A 25408-nucleotide genomic window follows, 5' to 3' on the forward strand; every position below is an offset into this window, starting at 1 on the left:
CATGCCGGCGGCGGCCTGCGTGGGCTCGGCTTGTGGTTCAGCGGCGGGTGCGTTTCTCGATTCCGAGGGTCAGCTCCGTGAGCAGGTCCTGGAGGTTCCATTTTCCTTTCATGGTGGTGTGGTTGCTGATCCAGAAGACCATCGTCCGGTGGTCGGGGAATCGGGCGAATTCGCCGTACGACCAGTCGTTGCCGCCGTCGTGCTCAATGATGTGCTGGTCGCCGGAACGGATTACTCCCCAGCCATATCCGTAGTGGAACTTGTAGCCGTGTCGTTCTCCGATGGCCACGTGGGGCTTGAACATCTTGCGCTTGGCGTCGGCGGAAAGGACCTTGTCGCCCTCAAGTGCGCGATGCCAGCGGAACATGTCGTTCGGCGTGGACAGCATGCCGCCGTTGCCGCGCAGGAACCAGTACGGCCCGTCGGCGGCCCAGGGGTGGTCGAACGGCTTGCCCTGAGGCTTGCCGCGCTCGTCGTACTCCACCGCGACCTGGTCACGATCCCACCGCGGCAGCACGTACCCGGTCCGCGTCATTCCTGACGGCGCGAACAGATGCTCGGCGAGGAAGCGTTCATAACCGACGCCCGAGACCTTCTCGATGATCGCCGCCAGGACGCTGTATCCCATGTTGGAGTAGGACCATTTGGTGCCCGGCGCAAACTGAAGCCTGGACTTCAGCGCGACGTCCAGCATGCCGTCGCGCGAGGCCGGCTCGTAGTCGTCGCCGCCGGTTGCATCGTTGAACCCCGCCGTGTGCGTCAGCAGGTGATGCAGCGTGATCCTTCGCTTGTCCGCGGGCACCGGGCCGACAAATCTGCTCATCGGATCGGTCACGCGCAGCTTGCCCGCCATCTCCAGCTTCATGATCGCGGCAGCGGTGAACTGCTTGGTGATCGACATGATGTCGTACGTGGTATCGCAGCGTGCTGGGATTTTCTTTTCGCGGTCGGCGAGGCCGAAGCCTTTGCAATGCACGAGCTTGCCGTCCCGGGCTGCGACGACCGTGCCGCCGGGCCCTTTCGGCAAAGTGTCATTCAGGAAGCTCTGGATGAGCGGATCGGTGCGTTCATCCGTCGCCGCCGCGGTCGGGCGATCGGCACGCTGGAGGGCGGCATCGTGCCCGCCGTTGCCACCGCCGTTGCCGCACGCACTGATAACGCCAGTCGTGGCGAACGCGACCACGGCCATTCTGGCACCGGGGGAATTGAGGGCTGTTCTCATTCCCGGAACGCTACGGAGATCATCCTCCAGCGTCGTCCCTCAGCCGAGTGAACCGCAGGTCCCTCCCGCCAGGGACCCTTTGCAGTGCCCCTTTTGCAGTGACCCTTTGCAAGCGCCAGGCGCCAGGCGCCAGGCGCCAGGCGCCAGGCGTCCGCCGCCCGGCGTTCGGCGACCGGCGCTGGGTTGCCCGTGGAGGCCGGAGACGGTAGTCCTCATGTCAAGACTCGCGCCGGACTCAGCTTGCAGGGACACCACGTGCAGAATCCGCAAGACAAATCTCTGCAGGCTCCTAACCAGGACGCGGAGGTGTTGACGCCCACGGCAGTGCTGCGGCCCGGCAGGTCATCCGACGACCCGTGTCCGCTATCTGGCTCGGACGCGAGTGGTCTGTCCGCTGCTCCTCCCCCGGCGTCGCCGGTACCGCTGCCGGTCTCGGTCGGCGACATCCCGGGTCTGCGGCCTCGGCGGCGGCGCCGTGATGGTGGCGAGGTGCCCGGCGCGGACGTCGACCTGGTCGACGAGCTCCCGCGCCGCGGTCACGACGCCAGCTGGCCCACGGTGGCGGCCTGGCTGCGGACCGGAAAGTCCGTCAACACCCGCCGAGCTCGGCTGGCCGACACCGCCGCGTTCCTACGCTGGCTGGAACGAGCCGCACCGGGCACCGGGCTGTGGCAGGTCACCGAAGACCACCTGGTCGCCTATGCCGACGAACTCGCCACCGGCACCGGCGCCGCCGCCGACCTCATCCGCGGCGGCCGACCATTGGCAGCCGCCTCCGTGGCGCGCCGCCTGTCGTCGCTGTCATCGCTGTACAAGTACGCGGTACGGCGCAACGGGCTGCCACGCAATCCCGCCGAACACGTCGACCGGCCCGAGGTGCCCAAGATCGGCACCACCCCCGCACTCCCCCTCGACCTGGCCATTGCACTCCTTCGCGGAGCAGCCGCGATCGCCCCGCACCACCCTCACGACGCCGCCGCCGTCGCCCTGCTGGTCAACCTCGCACCACGAGCCGCCGAACTCGAAGGCATGCTCGTCGGCCGCATCCGCCGCACCGCCGGACACGCCAGCGTCCGCTACCGCATCAAAGGCGGCAAAGAGATCATCGTTCCCCTCTCCGCCGAAGCACGCACCTTGGTCGACCCCGTCATCGCGGGACGCTCCCCCACCGATCTCGTGGTCGCACGGGAGGACGGCCGATCCATGGACCGCTGGCGCCAGGCCACCGCACTACGCCGCGCCGCCCGCGCCGCCGGCATCGAAACCGCCATCACCCCGCACATGCTCCGCGCCACCGCCGGCACACTCCTACTCGGAGCCGGCGTCGGCGTCGAACAAGTCCAAGAACTCCTCGGCCACGCCTCCCCCGTCACCACACTGCGCTACAACCGCGGCGAAGGCACCCTCGCCCAACACGCCGCCCACAAACTCAGCACCCTCCTGACGGGAGGGAACGAGTCGCCCTCCTGATCGCAGCTCACCTTTCCTTCAGGCGGGCGCTCCTTCGCCGGGCTTGGCGCGGACTTCATAGCGGACGCTGCCCACTGCGGCGTGTCCGTGTTTGCGCATGGGCGCGACGGCGTCGCGGTAGGCGGTGACCAGGTCGTCGTGGTCGCCGTCCAACTCCAGGCTGTCGGCAGTGGCGGCCAGGTAGTTGGAGAGCCAGAGCCTGGCGATCACAGCATTACGGAACGGCGGCCCCAGGTTGTGCGGGGCGTCACCATCAACGCCTCGGTCACCGCCTTCGGGGACAGCGGTCTCGATGCACACCGCCAGATAGATCTGCTCCTCGGACGAGCCCATGGTCGATTGTCCTATCCACACGGCCTGTTATGGCGGCGGTTCGAATAGACCGTGGACGAACATCCAGGAAGCCCTGGCTGGGCAGCGGGGCTCGTGGCACCGCTCCGGGGTGGGCGAGCGTCCTTGCGGGGTCGGCGCTCACCCACCCGGAGCGGTGTTGCGCGGCAGCCCAGGGAACGTGGGCGACCGCGATCTGCTGCCTTCCGGGACCACGCAGCGGCTGCACGACCTGGAGATCCAGGGCCCGCGCCGCCGGTTCGGGGCAGGTGACGTTGACGGTACCGCGCTCCCAATATCACGGGAAGTGATCAGCCGTTTACAGTTCTTCTTGCCGCTGGTCAAGATGTTGAGGTGGAGAAATCACCTCGGATGCCCCGCCTGCCTGCACGGATGCCGCGGCTGCTTTGCGCGTTCTGGTGAATTGAGAGCGTGCGCGAGGTGGTCAGTGGCGGGCTGGGTGCACAGGCCATCGCCGCCCGCACGTTCAGTATGTAATTCGATACTGATTGTGACATCTGGAGGACAGTCGGCGCTGGGCGTGCTCGAATGCCCGAAGGGCATGGGCTGCGAGGGTGAACTGTTGTCGATCGAGTGTGCTCCGGCCGGCGATCTCGCGGAAGGCCGGGATACCCAGGTTGATCGTGGCGGCTCGGCGGACGCGGTTGTCGAGTTGGGCGAGCTTGCCTTCCGTGGCAGCGAGACTGACCCGCAGGCCTTCGGCTTTGCCAAGCCATCCTTCACGTTCGGCTTCGGCGATGCGGGCGGTCAGGTTGTCGCGGATCTCGCTGACGACGGCAACGCGGAAGCCGGCGGTGGTGAAAGCATCGGTCATCGCGTGCAATGGCTTGCGCCAGAACCTCATCGGGACCAACTGCCCGTTGAACATCCAGTCGAAGGCATAGCTGCGGCCCTAGGTGTATTGACCTTCAGCGTTGTTGACGCCGCTGATGGGTGGCTGGCCTCCGAGTGCGGTGTGGCATTGGTGGGAGATCGCGTCCCGGGCGGTGAGGTGCCCGCCCTGCCGCGGCCCGGACCTGACGTTCATCCCCGAGCCGTCCGCCTTGGACACGCCCGAACAGGTACAGACCATGGAAGGCCAGGGTTCGGGGATGTGGGGAATGGCGACTACATCGTGTTCAACGTCGGGCGTTACTGCTGGTCTCTGTCGGGCAGGTGCTCCACCTTGCTGACCTCGTCCCTCGGGCGGACTCCGGGTCCGTCGAGGACGGGCGTCGCCCCGCCCTGCCCGTCGCCCTCGTCGAGGAGGACCACCCCGGACCCGACGGGAACGTTCACGGTCGGCTTTTGGGCGTCGCCACCGATCTCGCAGGCGAACACGACTTTCCAGTGGATGTGGTGAAGGTAGACCACGTCCACCAGCCGGTGGTCGTCGTCCTTGACGGCGACCAGCCACGTCCAATATTCCTTCTCCCCGCCGCACTCGGTCGGCACCCAGCCGACGAGGTCCGTCTGGCCGGGCCCGCCGAAGTAGAAGGGGGCCGCCGGACTGTCCGACAATTCGACGGTGACCGGTTTGGCGGAGTCGGCCTTCTCGCGCGCCTCGGTCCCGTACCAGCAGCCCTTGGGAGCGTCGCTGTCTCGCATGCGCTGCGGCAGCGTCCTGTGATACTTGGCGGCGTGCACGCCGTTCCGATAGAGCACCCAGTAGTCGGACGGCTCGACGGTCTGCACCCAGCCGATCTTCCAGGCCTCGTTCCCGGTGAACTCCACGGTCGCCTTGAATTCGACCCCATTAGATCCGATCGCGTGGGACGGCAACTCGGCGACGTCCTCTTCCTCGTCGGAGTCGGGCTGGTTCGGATGGACGACCAGCCCGGGCTCGTCGTGGCCGGGGTCCAGGCTCAGAACCTGGAACCCCTGCCCCCGCGGGCCGACGACCTTCAGATATTGCACGGCGCTGTCCTCCTCCGTGCGCACGTTCTGCGGAGGCTGGAACGGCTGATCGGTCATTGGGGCCCTCTCTCCGGCTTCGTCCTCATGGCATCACAGCGTGATCGGCGTCACAAGACCGCCGCCCGACCTGGCCACGCCCTACGCTCCCGAACCCAGCTACGTAGTGCACGAGCGGGAGCTGTGCGACCACTGCCGCAGCGGTCGCACCGTCCAGCAGGCCAAGGACGACGAGTACCTACGGCTGTGCGGCCCCTGCGCTGCTCGTCTGGGGTACATCCATCTCTCGCATCCGCTGGCGCAGCCCTGACCGGCGCCCGCGTCGGCCGAAGGAGTGCCGGGCGTAGCATGACCGGCCGTGGATAGCTCAGCCGAAACCCTCACCTCGACCGTCGCCGCGTCGGCCGTTCCCCTCGTCCCCAGTCTCACGGGGCAGCCGTGCCCGCTGTGCGCCGAACGGGTCCAGCAGGTCGTGCAGGCAGACAGCGACCTGCGGGTGCTCAAGCCCTGCGGGTGCGCGCTCTAGGCCGCTGGGGGTGCACGGACGCAGGGGCTTTCCTGGGGCGAGGAGTCGGTGCATGGAGGTTCGGCAGAACGCTCTTGCGCGCGGCGAGTGGGACGAGGCCTGGCTGGGGTTGACCAAGGGGTCTGTTCGGGTGGTAGATGGTCAGCCTGGTTGGTCGGAGGTGTATGACCAGCTTGCGTCGGCACTGCGTCCTGCTCTGGGTGCCTCGGCCGTGGCCATTGAGCACGTCGGATCGACCTCGGTGCCAGGACTGCCGGCCAAGCCGATCGTGGACATCGCGGTCGGCCTGGCGGCCGATGCGCAGCTTGGCGGCGTTCAGCAGGTGCTGCATCCTGCCGGGCGTGGAGTCGCCGGCGTGCTCGGCGATGCTCCAGCAGTTCTTGCGCGGCAGGTCGCTCATCAACGCCCGTACGTACTTGCGGGCCTGGGTGCGGGGTTCTCACCTGCGGAAACACCCGGCCATCAAGCCCATCAACTCATCGAGATGACCGCGGACGGACCCGACCTCTACCATGGCGGCATCAGCCGCCCAAGATTCCTCTTGCGTCACAACTCGAAGATCATCGGGCGGCTGTCTTGCGTTACGAGCCGCCCGCTATCGGCTCAGATCACAATCTCGGATTGCCGTATCAATCTGACCTACCAGTCGGCCTGGAACAGCGATCTCAACGGTGCTGAACCGCAACCGGCGCAGCGCCACGCGCGAGTTCCGGCAAAAAAGGAGCAGTCACGATGAGATCCAGAGTCCTGCGCGTGGTCATCGCGCTGATCGCCGCGGCGACAGGGTTACCGGCGGCGACAACGTTCACCGCTGCCGCCTCCGCAGCCGAGCCGGCAGCGGTGTTCCGGCCGGTGGCCACCTGCGAGGAGCTGGCGAGAACCTTCACCATCCCGGGCGCGGTCACTCATGTCGACAAGGCGCAGGTCCGCACCGTCACCGGCCAGCCGAGGCACTGTCTGGTGGAGGGCTACGTGGAGCCCGCCGTGAGGTTCACGCTCAAACTGCCGATGGACACCTACGGCGGGCGCTATCTGCAGTACGGATGTGGCGGCCTCTGCGGGGCCATCGAGGAGCCGGGATTCCCCGCCTGCGGCGGGCCCCCGAGCCGGGACATGGCCGTCGCGGCCACCGATGACGGCCACACCGGAGAGGGTGGCTTCTACGACGCCATCGTCGACGGGCGCGCGCTCGCCGGCAATCGGGCCGCCCGTGCCGACTACTTCTATCGCGCACCTCATGTCGTGTCGGTGGCCGCCAAGCAGATCATCAAGACCTTCTACGGGTCCACGCCGAAGCACTCGTACTTCAACGGCTGCTCCACGGGCGGCCGGGAAGGACTGCTGCTCGCCCAGCGCTACCCGGCCGACTTCGACGGCATCGTCGCCGGAGCCCCGGCCGCCTACATGGGCCCGCTGCTGGGCGTCTACTTCACCTGGCTGTCCACGGTGAACAACGACCGCAACGGTTCGCCGATCATCACCGCAGCCAAGCTGCCTGCCCTGCACCGCGCTGTCCTGCGCGCCTGTGACCGCCGGGACGGGCTCACCGATGATCAGATCGACGACCCCCACGCGTGCCGCTTCGACCCCGTTGCCATCCAGTGCAAGCCCGGCACCGACCAGCCGAACTGCCTGACCCCTGCCCAGGTCACCGTCACACGCAAACTCTACGACGGCCCCCGAGACCCGCACGGGCGCCGGCTCTATCCCGGTTGGCAAAACCGCGGCTCAGAGCTCGCGTGGGACGGATCGATCATCCCCAACCAGTACGGCTCCCTCGCCAAACTCCCTGACAACTACCTCAAGTACGTCGGCTACCCAATCGGAAAGCCGCACTCCTCGATCGCCGACTTCCAGTTCACCGCCCGCCAATTCCACCGGCTAACCCCCGAGGGCGCCAAGGGCAACGCGATGAGCCTTGACCTGAGCGAATTCCGTCGCCGCGGCGGCAAGCTGCTGCTCTGGCACGGCTGGGACGATCAGTCGATCCCAGCGGTCGGCACGCTGGACTACTACCAGCGTCTCACCCAACGCAACGGCGGCCTCCACCAGACCCAGACATGGGCCCGCACCTTCATGGTGCCGACCATGTACCACTGCACCCTCGGCGGCTACCGCATGACCACGTTCGACCCGTTCCCCCAACTCACCAGCTGGGTCGAGCACGGCACTGCCCCAGACCGGATCATCGCCACCGGCACCGACGCCAACAACCACCCCCGCACACGCCCGGTCTTCCCCTACCCGCAACAGGCCAAGTACGACGGCTCCGGCGACATCAACGACGCCGGCAACTTCACCCCCACCAACCCCTCCGAGGCGCCGAACGACACCATCCCTTGGATCGGTAGCTACCTCCACACACTCCCCGGGCCCACAGCGCCCTGACTCCCCAACCCCGATTCCCACCCGAACGCTCACACCAAAGCACAGGCGCTTCCCGGGCCAGGAACAAGGCCCGGGAAACGCCTGGCACGTCCACCCATCAAGGCACCTCACACGCCCAGCTGGCTGAACGGCGCGAGCTGGAGCACTTCCTGGAGGCAAAAGAGAGATCGCCCGGCGGTGGCGAACTCTACCGACGTCCGAGCACCTACCTTCGGCAAGGGTTTGGCGCCTGTCGACTCAGGACGCGACCGCTGCAAAGGACCAGCGAACCAGCGGACTGCAGGTGCAACCGGAAAGTCCGGCATGGGGCTGAGCGTGACGCTGAAGGACGTCGCTCGCCGGGCGGGTGTGGGCGTGGGCACCGTCTACCGGCACTTCCCGACCAAGGACGACCTGCTGGACGCGCTCTTCGCCGACCGGCTGGCCAGTGCGACCGACTGCGCCCGCGCCGCGGCGGCCGACCCCGACGGGTGGCGCGGCCTGGTCCGCTACGTCGAGGAATCGATGCACATGCAGGTGGGCAACTGCGGCCTGCGAGGGCTGGTGGTGTCAACCGCCCAGCAGCCCACTGGTGATCAAATCCCGGGAGGAGATCGCCCCCTGGTGGAGCAGATGGTCGCCAAAGCCCAGCAGCAGGGCACGCTGCGCCCCGACTTCGGCGCCGAGGACGTGACGCTCATCCAGATCGCCCTGGCGGCGATCATATCTGAGACGGCATCGGCCCAGGTCGCGATCTCACGTTCCGCGATCTTGGAGTGTCTCGGTGGACGATCCCCAAACGGACACCGATGCTCGCCCGTCCTGGCGAATCTGCATCGCGACGACGCAGTCCCCCGGTGCGCCAGCCCATGGTGACCATGACGGCCGCCGGGGTCTGGTCACCCCTCCAGGGCGCTCGGGTTCTGGGCGCGGTGGTGGAGCCCAGGCCCCGGGTCTCACAGCGCTCAGCGCACGAGGCCATGGTTGCAAGGAGATGCTCCGGGCCGGCCGGGCCGGCCCGGAGCGCCTCGCTTTCTCAGTTCTTGGTGCGGCGGTCGCGGTTGCGGGGTTGCCGGGCGTGGTCGGGGTTGATCTTTTCGCGGGTGGTGTCGGCCTGGGCCTGGATGGTGGCCAGGACCGCAGGCGGGACGTGCAGGTTGCGGAAGTGGTCGACCATCTGGTTGAGGGCGGCGTCGGCGGCGGTGGTGTCGCCGGCTTTGGCGTGGACGGTGGCCAGGCGGCGCATGGCGGCGTTGAGGGTGATGTTGTTCAGGCCGCCGGGGCCGGTGGAGGCGTCGATCGCCGCGGTCAGCTGGATGACGGCCTGCTTGGTGTCGGGCGGCCGGATGTGCAGGCGGCCGTCGCGGATGTGCTGGTAGTGGCGGCCGGCGTTGGCGCCGTGGGCGAGGTTGGCGTACACGGTCAGCGGGTGGTCGGGGAACCGGTCGGTCAGCTCGGCCAGCGCGGCGTTGCCGGTCTGCAAGGAGGGCGAGTCCGAGCCCAGCAGCGCCATCAGGGTGCCGGACTGGTCGTCCATCAGCAGTTCACCGGCGTCCTGGTCGTCGCCGGTGCGCGGCAGCCGGATCCGGACGGTCAGGTCGTTGGAGACGACGCGGGAGCCGTCGGGTGCGGTGTAGGCGGCGCGGACGCGGTAGAGGCCGGGGTCGGTGAAGTACTGCCCGTCGGCGCCCGAGCCCAGGTAGGCCGACTCGTACAGGGCCGGCTGGTCGGCGGTCAGCGTGGTCAGGGTGTCGTCGCTGTGCCCGTTGCAGTGGCGGGCCAGCGGCCGGAACAGCCGGGTGATGCCGGAGGGGGCGGTGATGGCGATGGTGAGGTATTCGCTCTTGGGCGACAGGTCGCGGTGCACGGTGACATCACGGCCGTCGCGGGCGAGTTTGAGCTCGACGGTGACCGGCTCGCCGTAGGCGAACGGCCGGGCCGACAGGGTGAGGGCCAGGCCGGAATCGTCGGCGATCGGGTCGTCCATCGCGGCCAGTGCCGGGTCGTGGGCGGTGTAGGCGGCGCTGCCCTGCGCGGCGTAGTTGGCTCCGCCGGGGATGATGTCGTAGCGGAAGGCGTGCCGCAGGTGGGCGAGCTCGTTGGCGGTGAAGGTGAACGGGAACCGGCTCCAGAAGACGTGCGAGTCGTTAGCGCCGCTAGTGCCGTCCTCGGCGATGTAGAGGTTCCAGTACTGCATCCATGACAGGTCGCCATAGCCGTTTCTGGGGCCTAGCGGGGCGCCGGAGTCGCTCTTCTGCCACGAGTGCTGCAGGTTGAGGCAGTGGCCGAGCTCATGGACGTACAGGCCCAGCTTGAAGTAGCCGGGGTTACCGTCGATCTGGTCGTAGAAGACGGCCATGCCCTGCCGCTGCTTGCCCACGCTGACATCGAACATGACGCCCGTGCTGTTGTTGACGTGCCGGCTGGCCACGAACGCCCACAGCTTCCACTGCTCGCTCTCGGCGTGGCCGGAGAAGTTGTGGACCATCGCAGTGTGCAGTTCGGCGTCCGACCACTTCACGTCGGCGCCGGAGTCGGCGTCGCCGACCTCGTTGACCGTGCCCGCGGCGCGCAACTCGATGCCCGCCTCAGCGAAAGCAGAGGCGATGGTCAGCTGCCGGTCGACGTAGTCGGGCGGGCCCGCCTCCGCATCGGTGGCGGTGTTGTAGGAGGCCAGCGCGGCCCGGCCGGCCATCGCGTCGATCTCCAGGTCGATGGTGCGCAGGTGCGCCGACTGGTAGGGCAGATCGTAGGAGACGACGTTGCCGTCGTCGAAGCGGAGCTCCACTCGCAGCGCGGGGGCGGAGGAGGACTGCGTCACCCGCGGAATGGTGATCTTGATGGTGCAGCCGACCCAGGCCGGTTTCCACTGCGCCCTGCCGGTGGCGATCACCTCGGTGGCCGAGGCGGCGATGGTCGGCGCGGTGACGCGGAAGGAGTACAGGGGGCTCCGCGTCGCGCCGCTGATCTGGTCGATGTCGCCGCTGAACTGCCGCGTCGCGCCCAGGCCGTCCAGATCGACGCGCACGGTGACCGGGTTGGGCGCGGCCGAATTGCCCCAGCGGCCCACGATCGGCTTGTACTGCGTGGTGTAGGACGCGGGCAGCGCGGCCACCTCGGTCATCAGCGTGGTGAGCGCGCCGGTCTTCTCCGGGCCGGTGTTCCAGTTGAACACGCACCCGTTGGCGCCCTTGACCAGCAGGCTGCGCTTGACGCCGCCCGCCGCGTCCGGCAGCGGCAGTACGTGGTCATAGTCGCGCAGCCACTCGGCCGGCAGCTTCGCCCAGCCCGCCGTGGCCTGCGCGCCCTGGTAGATCCGCACGTCCCGGGTGCAGCCGGTTCTCCAGTCGATGGTGGCGACCCGGTCGCCTTTGAACACATAGGTCTTCCACGACGACGAGTCGGCCGTGGAGTCCATCAGCAGCGCGTCCACGCCCTCGCGGTAGCCGGCGGGCAGCATCGTGCCCCAGGCCGGCAGGTCGGCGGCATACCTGAGATCGATGACCGGCTGCTCGCTGCGGACCTTGGCGTCCCAGTGGTACCAGCACACCCGGTCGCCCTTGAACAGCAGCATCTGCCAGGACCCGCCGGTCAGCGGCAGCATCAGCGCGCCCTCACAGCCACTCTTGTACGGCTCGGGAATACCGTTCAGCTTCCCGCTGTGAATGGTCGTGGCGCCGATCGGCCCGTTGTGGTCCAGGCCCGCCGCGCTGGTCTGCGCCATCTGATCGCCGCGCAGGAACATCGCCTTCCACGCCCCGGTCGGCAGCACCAGCGCCGAGTTGAACCCGGTGGTCTTGATCCGCATGAAACCCATGACGACCCGCCTCCCGGCCCCTGTGGTCCGGCCCTTTTCGTGCCGCCCCGGAGCCTTGCGGCCCACGCTCGCCCCCCACTCCGAACCGGTCAATCAGCCATCAACCGACTTCACGCAGACGAACCAGATACGACTACCCGAAACACACCCCGGCTCCTTGATCGCAGACCGCAAGCGGCCAACTACCAAAAGCCATGCGGTGCTGCCGCACCCAACGCCCCCGCCATCCTCACCGCCGGTTCCGCCCAGCAGACCTCGCCACCCCTTCCCCCTGCCCCCCGCCCAGGGATGTGACCAACCAGAACACCGCTGCCCCGGCCTCGCTCGGAACGCTTCTCATGCCAGCCGCGGCCAGCACCACCCAGACCGCCCGACCTCACATCCCGTCGATGGCCAGGTCCGGCCCTCACCACAACGCCTCGCCGCAACCCACCACCCGCCAACGCCCGCCTCGCTCGAACGGATCGTCCAGCGCCTCGTCGTAGCCCCACTCAACCTCAAGGATCGCGTCCTCAATTACACTCTGGCCGTCGCGACCTTCGCCGGCTTCGATGACCTCGGTGATGGTTGGCACCTCAGGTGCATCCCACCGGGCACGGACCGTATCCGCCATGGGCGGGCAAACCAGCCAGACCGGACCCGATGCCCCACGGCGTGAGGGACCCCGCCCTCCCCGGCCCGGACCCCGCACACGATGCGCAGGCCCGGCCGTGACCACCCACGCCCACCACGGGCACGGGCCACCACCCCAGCACGATCAGGCGGCCCGGGTGGCGGGAGCGAACGCGGGCGACCAGGACACCCAACACCGTTCGGGGTGCCCGGCTGTGCACGAGAAGTCCGAGCAACTACAACTCCTGCACAGTCTTTAGGAACGGTCGGAGCGGGCCTGGCCGAACAAGGAGGCGCTCCGCTGGAGGCGGCGTCCGACGCGCTGGTGGTGGTGGGACGGAAGGGCGGTCACCATCAGCGCGGCCACCGGACGGGCGGTCGCTGCCAGCGGCTACTTAGCGGCGGTCACTGTTGTGCCCTCTTGTACTGCGTGAGGACGGCGGCGCCTGCCTGATCGGACGACACGCACTCCAGGTACGCGGGCGGGCCGGCGGGAAAGAGCCGGTCGCCGGTGCCCAGGATCGTGGGGAAGGCCAGGAGCCGGTACTCGTCGATCAGGTCGGCGGCCATCAGCGCATGCACGACGCTCAGGCTGCCGGTGATGATGACATCGCGAGGCTCGCGCTTGACGACGTCGATGAGGTCATCGGTGATGACCTGCGAGTTCGCCCATGCCGATGTGTCGGTCAGCGTTCGGGAGGCGATCAGCTTCGGTACGGCGTTCATCCGCGCGGAGAACGGGTCGTCGCGGCCGGGCCACAGCTGTGAGAACAGCTGCCAGGTCGTGCGGCCCAGCAGCAACACGCCGTCCTCGAGCGTGCTTCCGAGCCGGAACTTGTCCCCGGCAACCGTCTCGGGGCCGTGCCGGAACGCCCAGCCGCCGGTCGGCGTGCCCGCGGATCCGTCCGGGTCGGACACGATCCCGTCCAGGGTGATGAATTCGATGACGATGACGCTCACGATGGGTGTCCCTTCGGTCGATGCTCACCCGTACGTACCGGCGGCATCGGCCCGACTCATCGCGGCCGGCGAAACTCGTCGAAAGAAATCTGTTGGGGCAGGTCGAACGCCTCGAACACGTGTGGATCGGCGAACACGACGTTGTGTGAGATCCGGCCTCCGGTGACCGTGAAGACCTGGAGGGTGTGCAACCGATGTCCGCCACTGGGCTCCGGCGCGTACGCGGCGAACGCGGGCTGGCCGTTGGCGGTGAGGCGTCTGGTGCCCCAGCCACTCCCCCACATCTCGAACACGCGGTGCATGAACAGGCCGTAGTCGCGGCTGCCCCGGTACCACAGCGGCACCGGCGGCATCTCCAGGATCGCGTCGGTGGTGAGGAGCCGTAGGAGCGCAGGGACGTCGCCCGCCTCGAACGCCCGCACGTACCGTCCGATCACCGCACGCACCTCGGGGTCGTCCGGCTCGGTGACCTCGCCTATCTCGCCCACGTCCGTGAGGCCGCCGCGGCCCTGCTGCTGGCCATCGCGGCCCTGCTGCAGGGCCGCGCGGGCTCGCTGCAGGGCGCTGTTGACGGCCGCGACCGTGGTCCCGAGCTGCTCGGCGACCTCGGCGGCGCTGAACTCCAGTACCTCGCGGAGCACGAGCACGGCCCGCTGACGCGGCGGCAGAATCTGCATCGCCGCCACCAGCGCGAGCCGCAAGTCGGCCCGCGCCCCCACGTCGAAGCGCGCATCGGGAAACGGCTGTATCCACGGGATGTCGAACGCCGGCGTGAGCGGCACCCCGGTATCGTCGCCCGGCGCTCCCAACCCGGACGGCAATGGCCGCCGCGCACGCCCTTCCAGCGCGGTCAGGCAAGCGTTGGTCGCGATGCGGTAGAGCCAGGTCCGGACGGACGCGCGTGTGTGGTCGTACCTATCGCGAGCCTTCCACGCGCGCAGCATCGTCTCCTGCACCAGGTCTTCTGCTTCGTGGAACGAGCCCAGCATCCGGTAGCAGTAGGCCACGAGTTCACCGCGATAAGGCTCCAGTTCCACGCCCTCATCATGGGGCATGCGGCCCACCGCCCGTTCAGCACTCTGGCCATGATGGGAAAGCTGCAGCTGCCGGGGCAGTGCAGTCGGTCAGTCGGTCAGCTCGACCGTGACGACGTCGGGGGCCACGTCCTTCCATATGGCGCTGTCGGCTGTGATCACCACGCAGTCGTGCTCTCGCGCGCAAACCAGAGCGTGCGCGTACAACAGTGCTCGGTCCTCTGGGGCGAGCCGTGACCCGGCCTCTGCGACCTGCAGCGCACGGTGCTCATCGAGCGCGTCCACAGTGATTTGCCGGAACCCAAGGGTGGCGTCGATGTGCCCGAGGAGCGACACCGCGTCAGGGTCGCCGAAGGCTTTCCGCGCCACGTGCTCCAGTGCCGTGGCTGGAATGACCACAGGTACGTCGAAGCGTTCTACCGCGTCCAGCAGGCGAAGCCCTTCCCAGGATCCGGCCGCGATCTGGCTGAGAGCCGTGTGGTCAACGATCCTCACGCGGCACCCTGGCGGGACTGTCCTGGTTGTTCGTCGAGATCTGCCGGGTCAATGCCCAGGGCGGCGGCGGCGCGGCGTCCTGCGGCGTCGAATGCGCTCGGGTCACTGGCTCTCATCTCGGCAAGCTTGTGATCCAGCCACTGGCGAGATCGGGCGTGGCGTTCCGCACGGTCTCGGACGGCGCCGTTGATGTAGTCGGATACCGAGCGGGCCTTGCCCGATTCGACGGCCGCCTCGGCGGCTTCTATCAGGTCACGGTCGATTGTGATCGTAATCTTGGCCTTCGCGGTCATACCTTTATCCTACCGTTCGCAGCCGACTCGCGGGCGGGCCCGCGAGGAGAACACCGGAACACCGGCCCGGCCCGGTCCGGTCCGGCAGATGGTTGACTCGTAAACCATGGGGCCCTCTCGTGCGTCCAAAGCACAGAGGTGATCCACTTGTCGAAGCGTTCAAGGGCGACCAGAGCCTGGCCATACTTAGCTGTCGGCGCCCTGGCTCTGCCCCTCGCCGTGGGGGGCTGCAATGCCGGGAGCACGGGGAAGACCGCCCCGACTGTCACGGTGACCGCCACCCCCGCGCAGACCGCGGCCCAGATCGCGGCGAAGGCACGGGACGCGTTCACCAAGGCGCCCAACGTACGGGTCCGCGGCAAGGTCAAAGCCGAGAAGGGCCGGATCACGCTCGACTACAGCGTCCGGGGCAAGAACTCCAAGGGCAAGGTCAGCGGCCCGTTGATCAGCAAGAAGAACACCACCACGCAGTTCGTCATCATCGGCGACAAGCACTACACCCGGGGTTCCGAGGTCATCGTCGGTGACGGCCCCAAGCCGCCTGCGGGCCTCCTGAAAAAGCTCAGGAACCAGTGGACCGTGATCCGGGGCAAGGACATGGGCGTCCTGGGTTCCCTCACGACGACCACCATGATGTTCGGCCCCGCCGGCACCGGCGAGACCCTTTCGATGGGACCCGGTCGCGACTTCGAGGGCAAGCCCGCCTTCGACCTGACCGACGGCAAGAGCGCCCACTTGTGGATCTCCGCCCAGGGCGAACCCCTGCCTCTCGCGGTCACCAACGACAAGTCACCCGACGATCGCCTCGTCTTCGCCTATGGCCAGGCTGAACGGATCAAAGCCCCGGCCAACGCGGTCGACTTCTCCAAGCAGGGCTTCCAACTCCCCTGACCGCCCGCACTTCGATGGGGGCTCGGGTCCAGCGCGGCGATCCCGGGCCCCATTTCTTCTACGCCGCAGTCGTCGTTCGGCGTCTCCGCGAGAGGCCAAGACGAGACCGCCGGGGCTGCCGGGATCGTCGCGGAGCGGGCTGGCGGGGATCCGGGTCCCGCGGTTGCTGATCTCGCGGGTCCAGGTGCCAGAGGGTGAGGCCGGCGGCTGTGGCGATGTGTCTCATGCCTTGGCAAGTTACGGACGATCTGGCCTAAGGATATAGTCCAGATCAATGGAAGATCAGTGGTCCAGATCGGAACTGGACCTGCATCTGCGGCTCGGCTCCGTTCATGGCAAGCGGGCCGGCCTTGAGCACGCCCTGCGCGAGGCCGTTCGCGACGGACGGTTGCCGCCCGGGACCAAGCTGCCGTCCTCCCGGGCGCTGTCGCGTGACCTCGGCATGGCGCGCGGCACCGTCACGCAGGCGTACGAACAGCTCGTCGCCGAGGGCTACCTGTCCTCGATGCCGCGCTCGGGCGTGCGCGTCGCACCGCAGCCGTGCGCGACTCCCGCCGAGGCCGTCCCGCCCGCGCCCGGCACCCTGCCGCCGGTCCGCGGCGCTGACCTGCGGCCGAGCCAGCCGGATCTGTCGGCTTTCCCGCGCCGCGAATGGGCGGCCGCGACCCGGCACGTCATGCGGACCGCACCCAACACCGCTTTCGGGTACGGCGACCCCACGGGTCACGCCGAACTGAGGGAGGCGCTCGCCGCGTACCTCGGACGTGCCCGCGGCGTCGTGACCAGCCCCGATCGGATCGTGGTGTGCGCGGGCTACAGCCACGCCCTGCAGCTGATCTGCCGGGCCCTCACCAGACTCGGGGCCGAGACCCTCGCGTTCGAGGACCCCTCACAGCCCTGCTTCCCGGCCTTGGCACAGGAGAACGGGCTCACCGCACGGCCCGTCCCGGTCGACTCCGACGGCCTGGACGCCGGGCTCCTCGGTGACGAGGCCGCGGTCGCCGTCACCCCCGCCCACCAGGACCCGCTCGGCATGACCCTCAGCCCCGAGCGCAGGACCCGGCTGCTGGAGTGGGCCCAGCGGAACGACGCGTTCGTGATCGAGGACGACTACGACGGGGAGTTCCGCTACGACCGGCAGCCCGTGGGAGCCCTGCAGCAGCTGGCCCCCGACCGCGTCATCTACGCGGGCACCACCAGCAAGACACTGGCGCCGGGCCTGCGCATGGCCTGGATGGCCCTGCCTCCGAGCCTGGCCGGGCCGGTTCACGAGACCTTGCTCGCGGACGAGTCCCATGTCAGCGTGATCGACCAGCTCGTTCTGGCGCGGCTCATCGCCACCGGCGAGCTCGACCGGCACCTGCGGCGCTGCCGGTCCCGCTACCGGCGCCGCAGAGATCTCCTGCACGACGCCATCTCACACCATGTGCCGAACGGGCACTTGACCGGCATCGCCGCCGGCCTGCACGCCGTGCTGCAGTTCCCGGGCGACCCGACGCCCGAGTGGCGGCTTCTGTCCCGGCTTGCCGAACGCCAGGTCTCCGTCGAGGGACTGTCCACCTACTACCACCGCGACGGCGACCATCCCCTCGGCATCGTCATCGGATACGCCGGGCCAGCCGACCACGCCTACGCAGGCGCCCTCGACGCACTCGTGGCAGCCCTCCGCTGACGCGCTATGGTTTCGACCACTTGATATCGGAAGGCACTTTGCATTCCGCAGCCGCCTTTGCATCCTCGATTGAGAGGTGCCCTCCGGAGTCTGGCCAGAACGATCCATCGCCACGAATGCCATGGAAAGAGACGTAGTAGCTGGCCCCTTCATCGTTGAGCCGGGGCTGCTCACCGGGCTCAAGCTGGCCATCCTCTTTCGCAACCTCGTACCAGAAATCGCAGTTGAGTCGAACGATGAAGACGTCCATGCGAACAGAGTCTGCGTAAGTCCACGCCCCCGTTGCGACGACGTCTTTCCGAATCCTCATGACTCCCAGCGCCTCCTAGCCGCGATCGGGCTCCTGTCGCCGTACAAGCCGCACTGAGGACAGGCTCGGCTCACGCGCCCATCGGGAAACACGGTTTCGACCGTGGTGGCCGGATTCGGACTGCACGTCGTTGAACGCTCATCCAACGCGATCCGTGATGCCTGCGAGGAGGAACCACGGCCCCGGCCGATTCGCCGGGGCAGATCCGGAAGCAGGGAGATCGACAATGATGCTTTCCCGACGAATGAACCGAGGCGTGCTGCTCGCGGTCGGTTCCGCCGCCGCGCTGCTGGGTGCCGCCGGACCCGCCCTGGCGAGCGGTGCGCTGTATTGCGGTGCCGGTCGTGGTCTGACCCGCGACGTCGCGATCCAGTCTGCGATCGACGACGCCAATGTCTCAGCCAGTGCCGACGGCAGATTCCACTGCGTGCTCAACGGCCAGCCCGAGGTCTTCGAGGTCTTCGACGATCCCAATTTCGGCCACATTTTCCGCGCTTCCGTGACCATGAACTGCGACTAGCCACAGAAGCCGACGAACGAGCGAGACCGACCCGCTCATCGAGATGTCCTGCGTGGAACGAGGGAACCCCCACCTACGAGGCGGGGGTTCCCCTGTCGAACGGGCCTGTCAGACTCCACTCACCCGTGGACCGACGGTCGCGGTGTCTCAGTCCTTCAGGGCGACGGCGATCGAGTCGGCGATCGGGGTGGTGGGACGGCCGGTCAGGCGGGAAAGGACGCCGCTGGTGTCGGCCAGCTCGCCCTTTTCGATGGCGGCCTCCACTCCGACCAGGATCGCCGCGAACGGCTCGGGGAGTCCGGCAGGGCCGGTCAGAATGGCGTTGAACTCCTCAGCGGAGACGGCGTTGTAGCCGATCTGCTTGCCGGTCTGCTTGCTCAGCTCGGCCGCGTACTCGGCGAAGCCCCAAGCGGTGTCGCCACTCAGCTCGTACGTCGTGTTCTCGTGGCCCTCGCTGGTGAGCACGGCGACCGCGGCGGCGGCGTAGTCGGCTCGGGCGGCGGAGGCGACACGGCCCTCGCCGGCGGCCTGGGTGACGGCGTTGTACTGGAGTACGGGGGCCAGCTGCTCGGTGTAGTTCTCGTTGTACCAGCCGTTGCGCAGCAGAACGTAGGGCAGACCAGACTCCAGGATCGCCGCCTCGGTTTCCCTGTGGTCGTCGGCGAGGGTGGCGGTCAGGCTGCCGGGGGCGCTGGTGTAGGCAAGGAGCGCGACCCCGGCCGCCTTCGCGGCGTCGATGACGACCTTGTGCTGGCCGACGCGGCCCTTGTCGAACTCGTTGCCGGAGATCAGGAGCACCTTGTCGCCGGCGGAGAAGAGATCGTCAAAGGTTTCGGGGGTGTTGTAGTCGGCAAGTGCGATCTTCACACCGCGGGCCGCGAAGGTGGCCGCCTTCTCCTGGCTGCGAACGACGGCGGTGATCTGGTCAGCCGGAACCTTGTCCAACAGGCCTTCGATGACAAAACGGCCGAGGTTCCCCGTGGCGCCGGTGACGACAATGCTCATGGTCAGAGATCTCCTTGTGGTTGAACTGTCTACCAACCTAGGAGCGCGCTAACCTTTCTGACAGTACCCACTTTGAAGTAAGGTACTGGTGTGGAAGTAAGTAACGCGAAGCTCATCGACCGGATGCGCACGGCCGACAGCGATGCGATGTGCCCTCACCGCCTGGTCCTGGAGCACGTCACCAGCCGCTGGGGCACCCTGGTCCTGATCGTGTTGCTGGACCACTCGTACCGCTTCAGCGAGCTGCGCCGGGAAATCAACAAGGTCAGCAAGGTCAGCGAGAAGATGCTGGCTCAGACTCTGCAGACTCTGGAACGCGATGGCATGGTATACCGCGACGCCAAGCCCGTGATCCCGCCCCGCGTGGACTACTCCCTCACTGACCTCGGCCGCGAAGCCGCCGAACAGGTCCGCGACCTCTCACTCTGGACGGAGCGACGATTGGCCGCGGTCCAGAAGGCACGCGCGGACTACGACGCAGCGAAGGCCTGACCCGCCACATCGAAGGCGGAGCGCGGACGGCACAGCAGGTGCCGCCGCCCGCGTCGCTCGACGCGTCCTGGCCCTGGCTGCGCCAGGTGGGGTCCCAGTAGCGAGAATTGGCAAAACTCAGAGCGGCGGCCGTTCGTACCCTCCGACCACGTCGGCGAGCACCTCGGCGAACGTGATCGCGGTGTTGTCTTCGTACAGTGGTCCCACGATCTGCAGGCCGACCGGCAGCCCTGCCGGGGTGCGGCCGATGGGGGCGACCACGGCTGGAAGGCCGGCCAGTGAGGCGTGCGAGATCCAGAAGGGCTGGTCGGTGTAGGGCCGCTCGCCCTCGGGGGTCACGATCGTCCGCTGGTCGAAGGGGCGGGCGTCGTGGGGGAAGGCAGGCGTGAAGTTCGATGGGCACAGGAAGACGTCGATCCCGGTGAAGTAGTCGATCCAGGTCGCACGAGCGGTCATCCGCCGGTGCTCTTGCTCGATGACCTGCGAGAGCGGCGCGAACTCCTCTCCCGGCTGCTGGTAGGCGAAGAACAGCCCCACGTGGAAGCCGAACGACTCGGCCTCGCGAACGGGATCCACCCCGCCGGGCCAGCCCTCCACCAGCGTCGCCCCGTTCTTGGCGAGGGCGTCCATTGCGTCGGACAGCAGGGCGCCGACCTCGCTGGAGACGGGCGCTTGGGGGCAGTCGAGCACGTATCCGACGCGGAAGTCCGCCAGCCTGGTACGCCGCGACGGCGGTAGCGCCCAGGTGTAGGCCGTGGGTGCCTCAGGTCCGGCTGTCACTTGCAGCGCCGTGCGCAGGTCGGCGGCGTATCGGCCCAGCGGCCCCAGCGAAGACATGTACGCCGACTCGGTCAAGGTGGACGGCACGCCAGGAGGGCCGAAGCCGGTGAGCGGGACGATCCCGGCGCTCGGTTTGAGTCCGTAAACACCGCAGAAGCTGGCCGGGATGCGGATCGACCCCACCAGGTCGCTTCCGTACTCCAAGAATGTCATCCCGGCCGACAGTGCTGCGGCTCCCGCTCCTGTCGACCCGCCCGGCGTGCGCGAGGGGTCCCACGGGTTGTTCGTCACGCCGTACAGCTCATTCGCTGTCTGGGCGAAGTCGGCCAGCATGAACGCCACGTTGGTCTTGCCCGCGATGATCGCCCCGGCCTCTTTGAGTCGCCGTACGATCGTGGCGTCGGAGTCGGCCACGAAGTCCTTGGCGCCGGGATCGCCCCAAGTGGTGTGCATCCCGGCCACGTCGAAGCTGTCCTTGATCGTGATCGGCACGCCGTGCAGCGGCCCGGCCTGGCCCCTGCGGGCGGTCACCTCGTCTGCAAGGGCTGCTTCCCGCAGGGTCTCCTCGCGCCGGCACTCCACGACGGCGTTCAGGACGGGGTTGACGGCTTCGACCCGGGCGAACAGCGTCTCGGTCAGTTCGCGTGAGGAGATCTCCCTGCGGCGGATCATGCCCGCGACGTCGGTCGCCGATCGGAACAGTGTCTCGTTCATGTCAGCAGGTCTCCGGGAGGTCGAAGGCGGGGAAGTAGCGGGCGCCGAAGGTGGTGAACTCCGCGACGGCGCCTTGCTCGACCCGCAGGACGTCGAGTTTGGCCGCGCGGAAGACGGTGTCGCCGGGTCGGCGGAGGTAGCAGGCGGCGGCCGGCTGCCGGTTGGCTGCGGTGGGCGTCACTTTCCAGTCGCCCATGCGTTCGGAGCCGAAGGCGCGTTCGAACAGCGGCTGCATCGCGTCGCGGCCCTGGTAGCACAGTGGCTCGGGTGGCATGGTGACCCGCACGTCGTCGTGCACGAGCGCGGCCAACGCGGCGACGTCGCACCTGGTGTGGGCGTCGACGTAGCGGGCCAGCAGCGCCCGCTCCTCCTCGCTCGGCTCGGTGACGGGCGTGTCGAGGCCGTGCTTCGGGAGTCGCCCGCGCAGAGTGGCGCGCGACCGCTGCAGGGCGCTGTTGACCGCGGCCACGCTCGTGCCCAGTGCCTCCGCCGTCTCCCGCGCGGACCAGTCCAGCACCTCACGCAGCACGAACACTGCGCGCTGCTGAGCGGGCAGCAACTGGATGGTCGCCAAGAACGCCAGCTCGATCGTCTCCCTCGCCACCACGACGGCGTCTGGCTGGAGTTCATCGAGTATCCGGTCGGGGTACGGTTGCAGCCAGGGGACGTCGGCGTACGAGCGCACCGTGGAGGCACGGCGTTCCCGCTGTCGTATCACGTCCAGGCAGGCGTTCGTCGCAATGCGGTACAGCCAAGCCCGCAAGCCGGGGCCGCCATCGACCCCCTCGCGGTTGCGCCAGGCCTTGACCAGCGTCTCTTGCACCACATCCTCAGCATCGGTGAATGAGCCGAGCATGCGGTAGCAGTGCACGTGGAGCTCCCGGCGGTATTGATCGGCCTGCCGGGTGAAGTCCGTTGTCATGTGCATAGAACGTTCTCATCGTGGCGAACTCATCGGTGCCGCGATGAAATTCTCACAACCATTGCTGTAAGCGATAACTTGGTCACTTTCTGAAGTTCAGGTCATGGTTTCGTGCGCCACCGCGATCGCGGATCGCAGGCCGATCTTGCCCACCGCGAAGGATTGGAGGCTGGAGCACGTGTTATTGTTGGCGTTCCCAATGTTGGATTAGCCAATGAAAGAGGAATGGTGACCGGACAGGCTCATCTGGCGGACCGTATGGAGATCGCCGACCTGCTGGCCCGCATGAACCACTGGCTGGACGACAACCGGCTCAGCTGGCAGGACGACCGCCGCTACGCCGACCTTGACCGCCTGTACACCACCGACATCGTGCTACGCAGCCCGCGCGGGACCGCGCACGGCCTCGACGAGTTGATCGCATATGTGCGCCGCAACAGCACCGACACCCAGCACACCCAGCATGTGACCTCCGACGTGCTCATCGACGTGGACGGCGCCAAGGCAGACGTCATCGCCAACACCGTTGTGCACTTCTACCGCCCCGATGAAGGCCCGTTCCTCACCACCGGCCTGCGCGCGGCCTACACCGCCGTACGCACTCCGGACGGCTGGCGCTTTGCCAGCAACGAGATGACCCTCCTGTGGCGCCGAGCCACCTGACAGAACGCCATGGGCATCGACCGGCACGTCAGCCGACTGACGAGGCCGCCGGAACTCATCACACGGAGCGTGGCACAACCTTCACTTAAGGTGAACAATAGGTCTCAGTTGGTGTCGGGGATGAGCACATCTGGGGGGGTTGGTCCGGCTGGGGGGTGCTGTCAGCCCCTGCCAGTGAGCGCGTTCGCTGGGTTCGATGGATCGTGAAGGGCGCGGATGGCGCGCCGTTGACGAAATCGTTGTCGGCCTGCGTGGGTGCCGGCGAACGAGCAGCGAGGGGACGTTCATGCTGGGCGTGGTGATGCACACCGCAGGCGACGTGCGGGTGGAGAAGCGCGAGGATCCCAGGATCATCGAGCCGACGGACGCGGTCATCCGGTTGACGGCGACCTGTATTTGCGGGTCGGACCTGTGGCCTTACCGGGGTATCGAACCGGCCGACCACCAGGTGATGGGGCACGAGTACGTCGGCGTGGTCGAGGAGATCGGCGCGGACGTGAGGAACCTCAAGGTCGGCGATTTCGTGGTCGGGTCGTTCGTCATCTCCGACAACACGTGCGAGATCTGCCGGTCGGGTCACCAGTCCAAGTGCGTGAACGGCTCCTTTGTGTCGCAGGCGATCGGCACCCAGTCGGAGTGGGCACGCATCCCCTACGCGGACGGCACGCTTGTTCCCACACCGGGGCAGCCGGGCCCGGAGCTGATCCCGTCGCTGCTGGCCGCGTCCGACGTGCTCGGCACCGGCTGGTTCGGTGCCGTCGCCGCTGAGGCAGGCCCGGGCAAGACCGTCGCGGTCGTGGGTGACGGGGCGGTCGGCCTGATGGGTGTCCTGGCCGCCAAGCAGCTCGGCGCGGAACGGATCATCGCGATGTCCCGCCACCCCGAACGGCAGAAGCTTGCCCGCTTCTACGGCGCGACCGACATCGTCACCGAGCGGGGCGACGAGGGCGTAGCGAAGATCAAGGAGTTGACGAACGGGCTCGGCGCCCACAGCGTGATCGAGGCGGTCGGCACGCAGGAGTCCACCATGCAGGCGATCGGTGCGACCCGGCCCGGCGGGCACCTGGGCTTCGTGGGCGTGAACTACGACGTCGTGATCCCTGGCCTTGAACTGTTCTTCGCCGGCATCCACGTTCACGGCGGCCCTGCGCCGGTGCGCCGGTTCCTGCCTGAGCTCATCCAGCTCATCTGGGACCGCAAGATCGATCCCGGCAAGGTCTTCGACCTCACCCTCCCGCTGGAGGACGCCGCGGAGGGGTACACGGCGATGGATGAGCGTCGCGCCATCAAGGTCTTGCTGACCGTCTGACCCTGCCCCGACCGGAGCGTTCACCCAGATCTACGGTGGAGGACATGAGCAGGAAGGACGAGGTGCGGGAGTTCTTGATCTCCCGCCGCGCGCACGTGACTCCCGACCAGGCGGGACTGCCCGACTTCGGCGGCGAACGGCGCGTGCCCGGCCTGCGCCGCGAAGAGGTCGCCATGCTCGCCGGCGTCAGCGTCGACTACTACACCCAGCTCGAACGCGGCAAGATCCGCGGCGCCTCCGAGAGCGTGCTCAACGCCATCGCGCGGGCATTGCAACTCAACGACGTCGAACGCGGATACCTGTTCGACCTGGCCCGCACCCCGGCCGCGCGCAGCCGGCGACGAGCCAAGCCGTCGTTGCGGGCCTCGGTGCAACGGGTCCTGGACAACATGGCCGTGCCTGCCGTCGTAGTCAACGCCCAGCAGGACCTCATCGCCGCCAACCTCATGGGCCGCGCGCTGTACGCCCCGCACTTTGAGGCCGAGAAGCCGAACCTGGCCCGGTTCGTCTTCCTCGACCCCCGCGCTCGAGACTTCTACGTCGACTGGCCCCTTGCCCGCAGCATGATCGCCGCGATGCTGCGGCTTGAAGCCGGACGCGACCCGCTCAACCAGGACCTCACCGCGCTCATCGGGGAGCTCTCCACGCTCAGCCCGCAGTTCCGCACGGATTGGGCCGAGCAGGACGTGCACGAGCACCGCACCGGCCAGAAGATCTACCGCCACCCCGAAGTCGGCGAGATCGACGTCACCTTCGACGTCTTCGAACTGCCCGGCGAACCAGGCCTCTCCATCTGCACGTTCAGCGTCGAAGAGGCCTCACCGTCCGCCGACAGGCTGGCCCTTCTCGCCAGCTGGGCAGCCACCCAAGAGTTCGGAAGCCGGAACGCGCCCACAGAGCCACCGGTCAGGGACCAACAAACAGCGCCTCCCTCCCCACAAGAAGCAACTGGCAGGGAGTCCGTCGCGCAGGAGGGAGAGGACTGACATGGCGCTGACTCTGGTGACCGGGGCATCCACCGGGCCCCACGAGGGCTGCGGCAGCGTCGTCGCACACTGAGATCGCCGAAACCGCCACGGCCGGGTCCGCG

General features: G+C 67.9%; 27 protein-coding genes and 2 pseudogenes. 13 read left to right on the forward strand and 16 right to left on the reverse strand.

What is annotated here, in order from left to right:
- Nucleotides 1-37: 37 nt before the first annotated feature.
- Nucleotides 38-1189, reverse strand: a complete 1152-nt coding sequence (locus ACH34W_RS40850; protein ID WP_395966570.1) for a serine hydrolase domain-containing protein — start codon at nucleotides 1187-1189, stop codon at nucleotides 38-40.
- Nucleotides 1190-1711: 522 nt separating this feature from the next.
- On the opposite strand from ACH34W_RS40850, the gene ACH34W_RS40855 reads away from it, so the two are divergent.
- On the forward strand, nucleotides 1712-2692 hold the full coding sequence (locus tag ACH34W_RS40855) for a tyrosine-type recombinase/integrase (RefSeq protein ID WP_395966571.1): 981 nt from the start codon (nucleotides 1712-1714) through the stop codon (nucleotides 2690-2692).
- Between the two features lie 18 nt (nucleotides 2693-2710).
- On the opposite strand, the gene ACH34W_RS40860 is transcribed toward ACH34W_RS40855, so the two are convergent.
- The 4 genes from ACH34W_RS40860 to ACH34W_RS40875 all read right to left on the reverse strand — a co-directional run bounded on the left by ACH34W_RS40860 (nucleotide 2711) and on the right by ACH34W_RS40875 (nucleotide 4996).
- Nucleotides 2711-3025 carry a hypothetical protein gene (locus ACH34W_RS40860; RefSeq protein WP_395966572.1) on the reverse strand — a complete coding sequence of 105 codons (315 nt, stop codon included), beginning with the start codon at nucleotides 3023-3025 and terminating at the stop codon, nucleotides 2711-2713.
- Between the two features lie 484 nt (nucleotides 3026-3509).
- The gene (locus ACH34W_RS40865; RefSeq protein ID WP_395966573.1) at nucleotides 3510-3911 is read right to left on the reverse strand and encodes a hypothetical protein; all 402 of its coding nucleotides are present in this window, start codon (nucleotides 3909-3911) and stop codon (nucleotides 3510-3512) included.
- Nucleotides 3912-3935: 24 nt separating this feature from the next.
- Nucleotides 3936-4115, reverse strand: a complete 180-nt coding sequence (locus tag ACH34W_RS40870; RefSeq protein ID WP_395966574.1) for a hypothetical protein — start codon at nucleotides 4113-4115, stop codon at nucleotides 3936-3938.
- A 59-nt stretch (nucleotides 4116-4174) separates the two neighbouring features.
- Complete coding sequence (locus tag ACH34W_RS40875) at nucleotides 4175-4996, reverse strand: hypothetical protein (RefSeq protein ID WP_395966575.1); 822 nt, start codon at nucleotides 4994-4996, stop codon at nucleotides 4175-4177.
- A gap of 40 nt (nucleotides 4997-5036) precedes the next feature.
- On the opposite strand from ACH34W_RS40875, the gene ACH34W_RS40880 reads away from it, so the two are divergent.
- The 3 genes and pseudogenes from ACH34W_RS40880 to ACH34W_RS40890 all read left to right on the forward strand — a co-directional run.
- Nucleotides 5037-5246, forward strand: coding sequence for a hypothetical protein (locus tag ACH34W_RS40880; RefSeq protein WP_395966576.1), 210 nt, complete (start codon nucleotides 5037-5039; stop codon nucleotides 5244-5246).
- A 48-nt stretch (nucleotides 5247-5294) separates the two neighbouring features.
- Entirely contained in the window at nucleotides 5295-5462 is a 168-nt protein-coding gene (locus ACH34W_RS40885) for a hypothetical protein (RefSeq protein WP_395966577.1), read from the forward strand.
- A 52-nt stretch (nucleotides 5463-5514) separates the two neighbouring features.
- A pseudogene (locus tag ACH34W_RS40890) lies at nucleotides 5515-5742 on the forward strand (GrpB family protein); the annotation flags it as partial.
- Nucleotides 5743-5766: 24 nt separating this feature from the next.
- Here the strand turns inward: ACH34W_RS40890 and ACH34W_RS40895 are convergent.
- Nucleotides 5767-5934 (reverse strand): annotated as a pseudogene (locus tag ACH34W_RS40895) (IS701 family transposase); the annotation flags it as partial.
- 260 nt (nucleotides 5935-6194) lie between these two features.
- Between ACH34W_RS40895 and ACH34W_RS40900 the strand changes: the two are divergent.
- Together ACH34W_RS40900 and ACH34W_RS40905 are read left to right on the forward strand one after the other, a co-directional pair.
- On the forward strand, nucleotides 6195-7850 hold the full coding sequence (locus ACH34W_RS40900) for a tannase/feruloyl esterase family alpha/beta hydrolase (RefSeq protein WP_395966578.1): 1656 nt from the start codon (nucleotides 6195-6197) through the stop codon (nucleotides 7848-7850).
- A gap of 315 nt (nucleotides 7851-8165) precedes the next feature.
- On the forward strand, nucleotides 8166-8705 hold the full coding sequence (locus tag ACH34W_RS40905) for a TetR/AcrR family transcriptional regulator (protein WP_395966579.1): 540 nt from the start codon (nucleotides 8166-8168) through the stop codon (nucleotides 8703-8705).
- A gap of 160 nt (nucleotides 8706-8865) precedes the next feature.
- On the opposite strand, the gene ACH34W_RS40910 is transcribed toward ACH34W_RS40905, so the two are convergent.
- The 6 genes from ACH34W_RS40910 to ACH34W_RS40935 form a co-directional block, all read right to left on the reverse strand.
- Complete coding sequence (locus tag ACH34W_RS40910) at nucleotides 8866-11646, reverse strand: hypothetical protein (RefSeq protein WP_395966580.1); 2781 nt, start codon at nucleotides 11644-11646, stop codon at nucleotides 8866-8868.
- 406 nt (nucleotides 11647-12052) lie between these two features.
- Nucleotides 12053-12220, reverse strand: a complete 168-nt coding sequence (locus ACH34W_RS40915) for a hypothetical protein (RefSeq protein ID WP_395966581.1) — start codon at nucleotides 12218-12220, stop codon at nucleotides 12053-12055.
- Nucleotides 12221-12663: 443 nt separating this feature from the next.
- Nucleotides 12664-13218: a dihydrofolate reductase family protein gene (locus ACH34W_RS40920; protein ID WP_395966582.1), complete on the reverse strand. Its 555-nt coding sequence runs from the start codon at nucleotides 13216-13218 to the stop codon at nucleotides 12664-12666.
- A 56-nt stretch (nucleotides 13219-13274) separates the two neighbouring features.
- Nucleotides 13275-14273, reverse strand: a complete 999-nt coding sequence (locus tag ACH34W_RS40925) for a sigma-70 family RNA polymerase sigma factor (protein WP_395966583.1) — start codon at nucleotides 14271-14273, stop codon at nucleotides 13275-13277.
- A 69-nt stretch (nucleotides 14274-14342) separates the two neighbouring features.
- Nucleotides 14343-14747, reverse strand: coding sequence for a hypothetical protein (locus tag ACH34W_RS40930; RefSeq protein ID WP_395966584.1), 405 nt, complete (start codon nucleotides 14745-14747; stop codon nucleotides 14343-14345).
- Nucleotides 14744-15040: a ribbon-helix-helix domain-containing protein gene (locus ACH34W_RS40935; protein WP_395966585.1), complete on the reverse strand. Its 297-nt coding sequence runs from the start codon at nucleotides 15038-15040 to the stop codon at nucleotides 14744-14746. The genes ACH34W_RS40930 and ACH34W_RS40935 overlap by 4 nt, the downstream gene beginning before the upstream one ends.
- 270 nt (nucleotides 15041-15310) lie before the next feature.
- Here ACH34W_RS40935 and ACH34W_RS40940 point away from each other — a divergent pair, with 270 nt between their 5' ends.
- Entirely contained in the window at nucleotides 15311-15931 is a 621-nt protein-coding gene (locus ACH34W_RS40940) for a hypothetical protein (protein WP_395966586.1), read from the forward strand.
- Nucleotides 15932-16205: 274 nt separating this feature from the next.
- The gene (locus ACH34W_RS40945; RefSeq protein ID WP_395966587.1) at nucleotides 16206-17603 is read left to right on the forward strand and encodes a PLP-dependent aminotransferase family protein; all 1398 of its coding nucleotides are present in this window, start codon (nucleotides 16206-16208) and stop codon (nucleotides 17601-17603) included.
- 4 nt (nucleotides 17604-17607) lie between these two features.
- Here ACH34W_RS40945 and ACH34W_RS40950 read toward each other — a convergent pair whose 3' ends face one another.
- Nucleotides 17608-17853 (reverse strand): hypothetical protein, encoded by a 246-nt coding sequence (locus ACH34W_RS40950; RefSeq protein ID WP_395966588.1) that lies wholly within the window; start codon nucleotides 17851-17853, stop codon nucleotides 17608-17610.
- A 286-nt stretch (nucleotides 17854-18139) separates the two neighbouring features.
- Between ACH34W_RS40950 and ACH34W_RS40955 the strand changes: the two genes are divergently transcribed.
- Nucleotides 18140-18433: a hypothetical protein gene (locus ACH34W_RS40955; protein ID WP_395966589.1), complete on the forward strand. Its 294-nt coding sequence runs from the start codon at nucleotides 18140-18142 to the stop codon at nucleotides 18431-18433.
- Nucleotides 18434-18580: 147 nt separating this feature from the next.
- Here the strand turns inward: ACH34W_RS40955 and ACH34W_RS40960 are convergent, their stop codons facing one another.
- Nucleotides 18581-19438, reverse strand: coding sequence for an SDR family oxidoreductase (locus tag ACH34W_RS40960; protein ID WP_395966590.1), 858 nt, complete (start codon nucleotides 19436-19438; stop codon nucleotides 18581-18583).
- Between the two features lie 90 nt (nucleotides 19439-19528).
- On the opposite strand from ACH34W_RS40960, the gene ACH34W_RS40965 reads away from it, so the two are divergent.
- Nucleotides 19529-19930 (forward strand): winged helix-turn-helix transcriptional regulator, encoded by a 402-nt coding sequence (locus ACH34W_RS40965; protein WP_395966591.1) that lies wholly within the window; start codon nucleotides 19529-19531, stop codon nucleotides 19928-19930.
- Between the two features lie 117 nt (nucleotides 19931-20047).
- Here ACH34W_RS40965 and ACH34W_RS40970 read toward each other — a convergent pair whose 3' ends face one another.
- The gene (locus ACH34W_RS40970; RefSeq protein ID WP_395966592.1) at nucleotides 20048-21424 is read right to left on the reverse strand and encodes an amidase family protein; all 1377 of its coding nucleotides are present in this window, start codon (nucleotides 21422-21424) and stop codon (nucleotides 20048-20050) included.
- A 1-nt stretch (nucleotide 21425) separates the two neighbouring features.
- Nucleotides 21426-22352 carry an RNA polymerase subunit sigma-70 gene (locus ACH34W_RS40975; protein WP_395966593.1) on the reverse strand — a complete coding sequence of 309 codons (927 nt, stop codon included), beginning with the start codon at nucleotides 22350-22352 and terminating at the stop codon, nucleotides 21426-21428.
- A 219-nt stretch (nucleotides 22353-22571) separates the two neighbouring features.
- Here ACH34W_RS40975 and ACH34W_RS40980 point away from each other — a divergent pair, with 219 nt between their 5' ends.
- From ACH34W_RS40980 to ACH34W_RS40990, 3 genes are all read left to right on the forward strand, one after another.
- Nucleotides 22572-23009, forward strand: coding sequence for a nuclear transport factor 2 family protein (locus ACH34W_RS40980; RefSeq protein WP_395966594.1), 438 nt, complete (start codon nucleotides 22572-22574; stop codon nucleotides 23007-23009).
- A gap of 286 nt (nucleotides 23010-23295) precedes the next feature.
- A complete protein-coding gene (locus ACH34W_RS40985; protein WP_395966595.1) occupies nucleotides 23296-24318 on the forward strand; it encodes a zinc-dependent alcohol dehydrogenase family protein in 1023 nt (340 codons plus the stop codon).
- A 44-nt stretch (nucleotides 24319-24362) separates the two neighbouring features.
- The gene (locus ACH34W_RS40990; RefSeq protein ID WP_395966596.1) at nucleotides 24363-25304 is read left to right on the forward strand and encodes a helix-turn-helix domain-containing protein; all 942 of its coding nucleotides are present in this window, start codon (nucleotides 24363-24365) and stop codon (nucleotides 25302-25304) included.
- Nucleotides 25305-25408 lie beyond the last annotated feature (104 nt).

The sequence above is a fragment of the Actinomadura sp. 6N118 genome, assembly GCF_044326415.1.
In the GTDB taxonomy this organism is placed as follows: domain Bacteria; phylum Actinomycetota; class Actinomycetes; order Streptosporangiales; family Streptosporangiaceae; genus Spirillospora.

Coding starts and splice junctions, on each gene's coding strand:
- ACH34W_RS40850 (WP_395966570.1), bottom strand. CDS start 1,189: ATGGCCGTGGTCGCGTTCGCCACGACTGGCGTTATCAGTGCGTGCGGC.
- ACH34W_RS40860 (WP_395966572.1), bottom strand. CDS start 3,025: ATGGGCTCGTCCGAGGAGCAGATCTATCTGGCGGTGTGCATCGAGACC.
- ACH34W_RS40865 (WP_395966573.1), bottom strand. CDS start 3,911: ATGTTCAACGGGCAGTTGGTCCCGATGAGGTTCTGGCGCAAGCCATTG.
- ACH34W_RS40870 (WP_395966574.1), bottom strand. CDS start 4,115: ATGGTCTGTACCTGTTCGGGCGTGTCCAAGGCGGACGGCTCGGGGATG.
- ACH34W_RS40875 (WP_395966575.1), bottom strand. CDS start 4,996: ATGACCGATCAGCCGTTCCAGCCTCCGCAGAACGTGCGCACGGAGGAG.
- ACH34W_RS40900 (WP_395966578.1), top strand. CDS start 6,195: ATGAGATCCAGAGTCCTGCGCGTGGTCATCGCGCTGATCGCCGCGGCG.
- ACH34W_RS40910 (WP_395966580.1), bottom strand. CDS start 11,646: ATGGGTTTCATGCGGATCAAGACCACCGGGTTCAACTCGGCGCTGGTG.
- ACH34W_RS40925 (WP_395966583.1), bottom strand. CDS start 14,273: ATGCCCCATGATGAGGGCGTGGAACTGGAGCCTTATCGCGGTGAACTC.
- ACH34W_RS40935 (WP_395966585.1), bottom strand. CDS start 15,040: ATGACCGCGAAGGCCAAGATTACGATCACAATCGACCGTGACCTGATA.
- ACH34W_RS40945 (WP_395966587.1), top strand. CDS start 16,206: ATGGAAGATCAGTGGTCCAGATCGGAACTGGACCTGCATCTGCGGCTC.
- ACH34W_RS40950 (WP_395966588.1), bottom strand. CDS start 17,853: ATGGACGTCTTCATCGTTCGACTCAACTGCGATTTCTGGTACGAGGTT.
- ACH34W_RS40955 (WP_395966589.1), top strand. CDS start 18,140: ATGATGCTTTCCCGACGAATGAACCGAGGCGTGCTGCTCGCGGTCGGT.
- ACH34W_RS40960 (WP_395966590.1), bottom strand. CDS start 19,438: ATGAGCATTGTCGTCACCGGCGCCACGGGGAACCTCGGCCGTTTTGTC.
- ACH34W_RS40970 (WP_395966592.1), bottom strand. CDS start 21,424: ATGAACGAGACACTGTTCCGATCGGCGACCGACGTCGCGGGCATGATC.
- ACH34W_RS40975 (WP_395966593.1), bottom strand. CDS start 22,352: ATGCACATGACAACGGACTTCACCCGGCAGGCCGATCAATACCGCCGG.
- ACH34W_RS40980 (WP_395966594.1), top strand. CDS start 22,572: ATGGTGACCGGACAGGCTCATCTGGCGGACCGTATGGAGATCGCCGAC.
- ACH34W_RS40985 (WP_395966595.1), top strand. CDS start 23,296: ATGCTGGGCGTGGTGATGCACACCGCAGGCGACGTGCGGGTGGAGAAG.
- ACH34W_RS40990 (WP_395966596.1), top strand. CDS start 24,363: ATGAGCAGGAAGGACGAGGTGCGGGAGTTCTTGATCTCCCGCCGCGCG.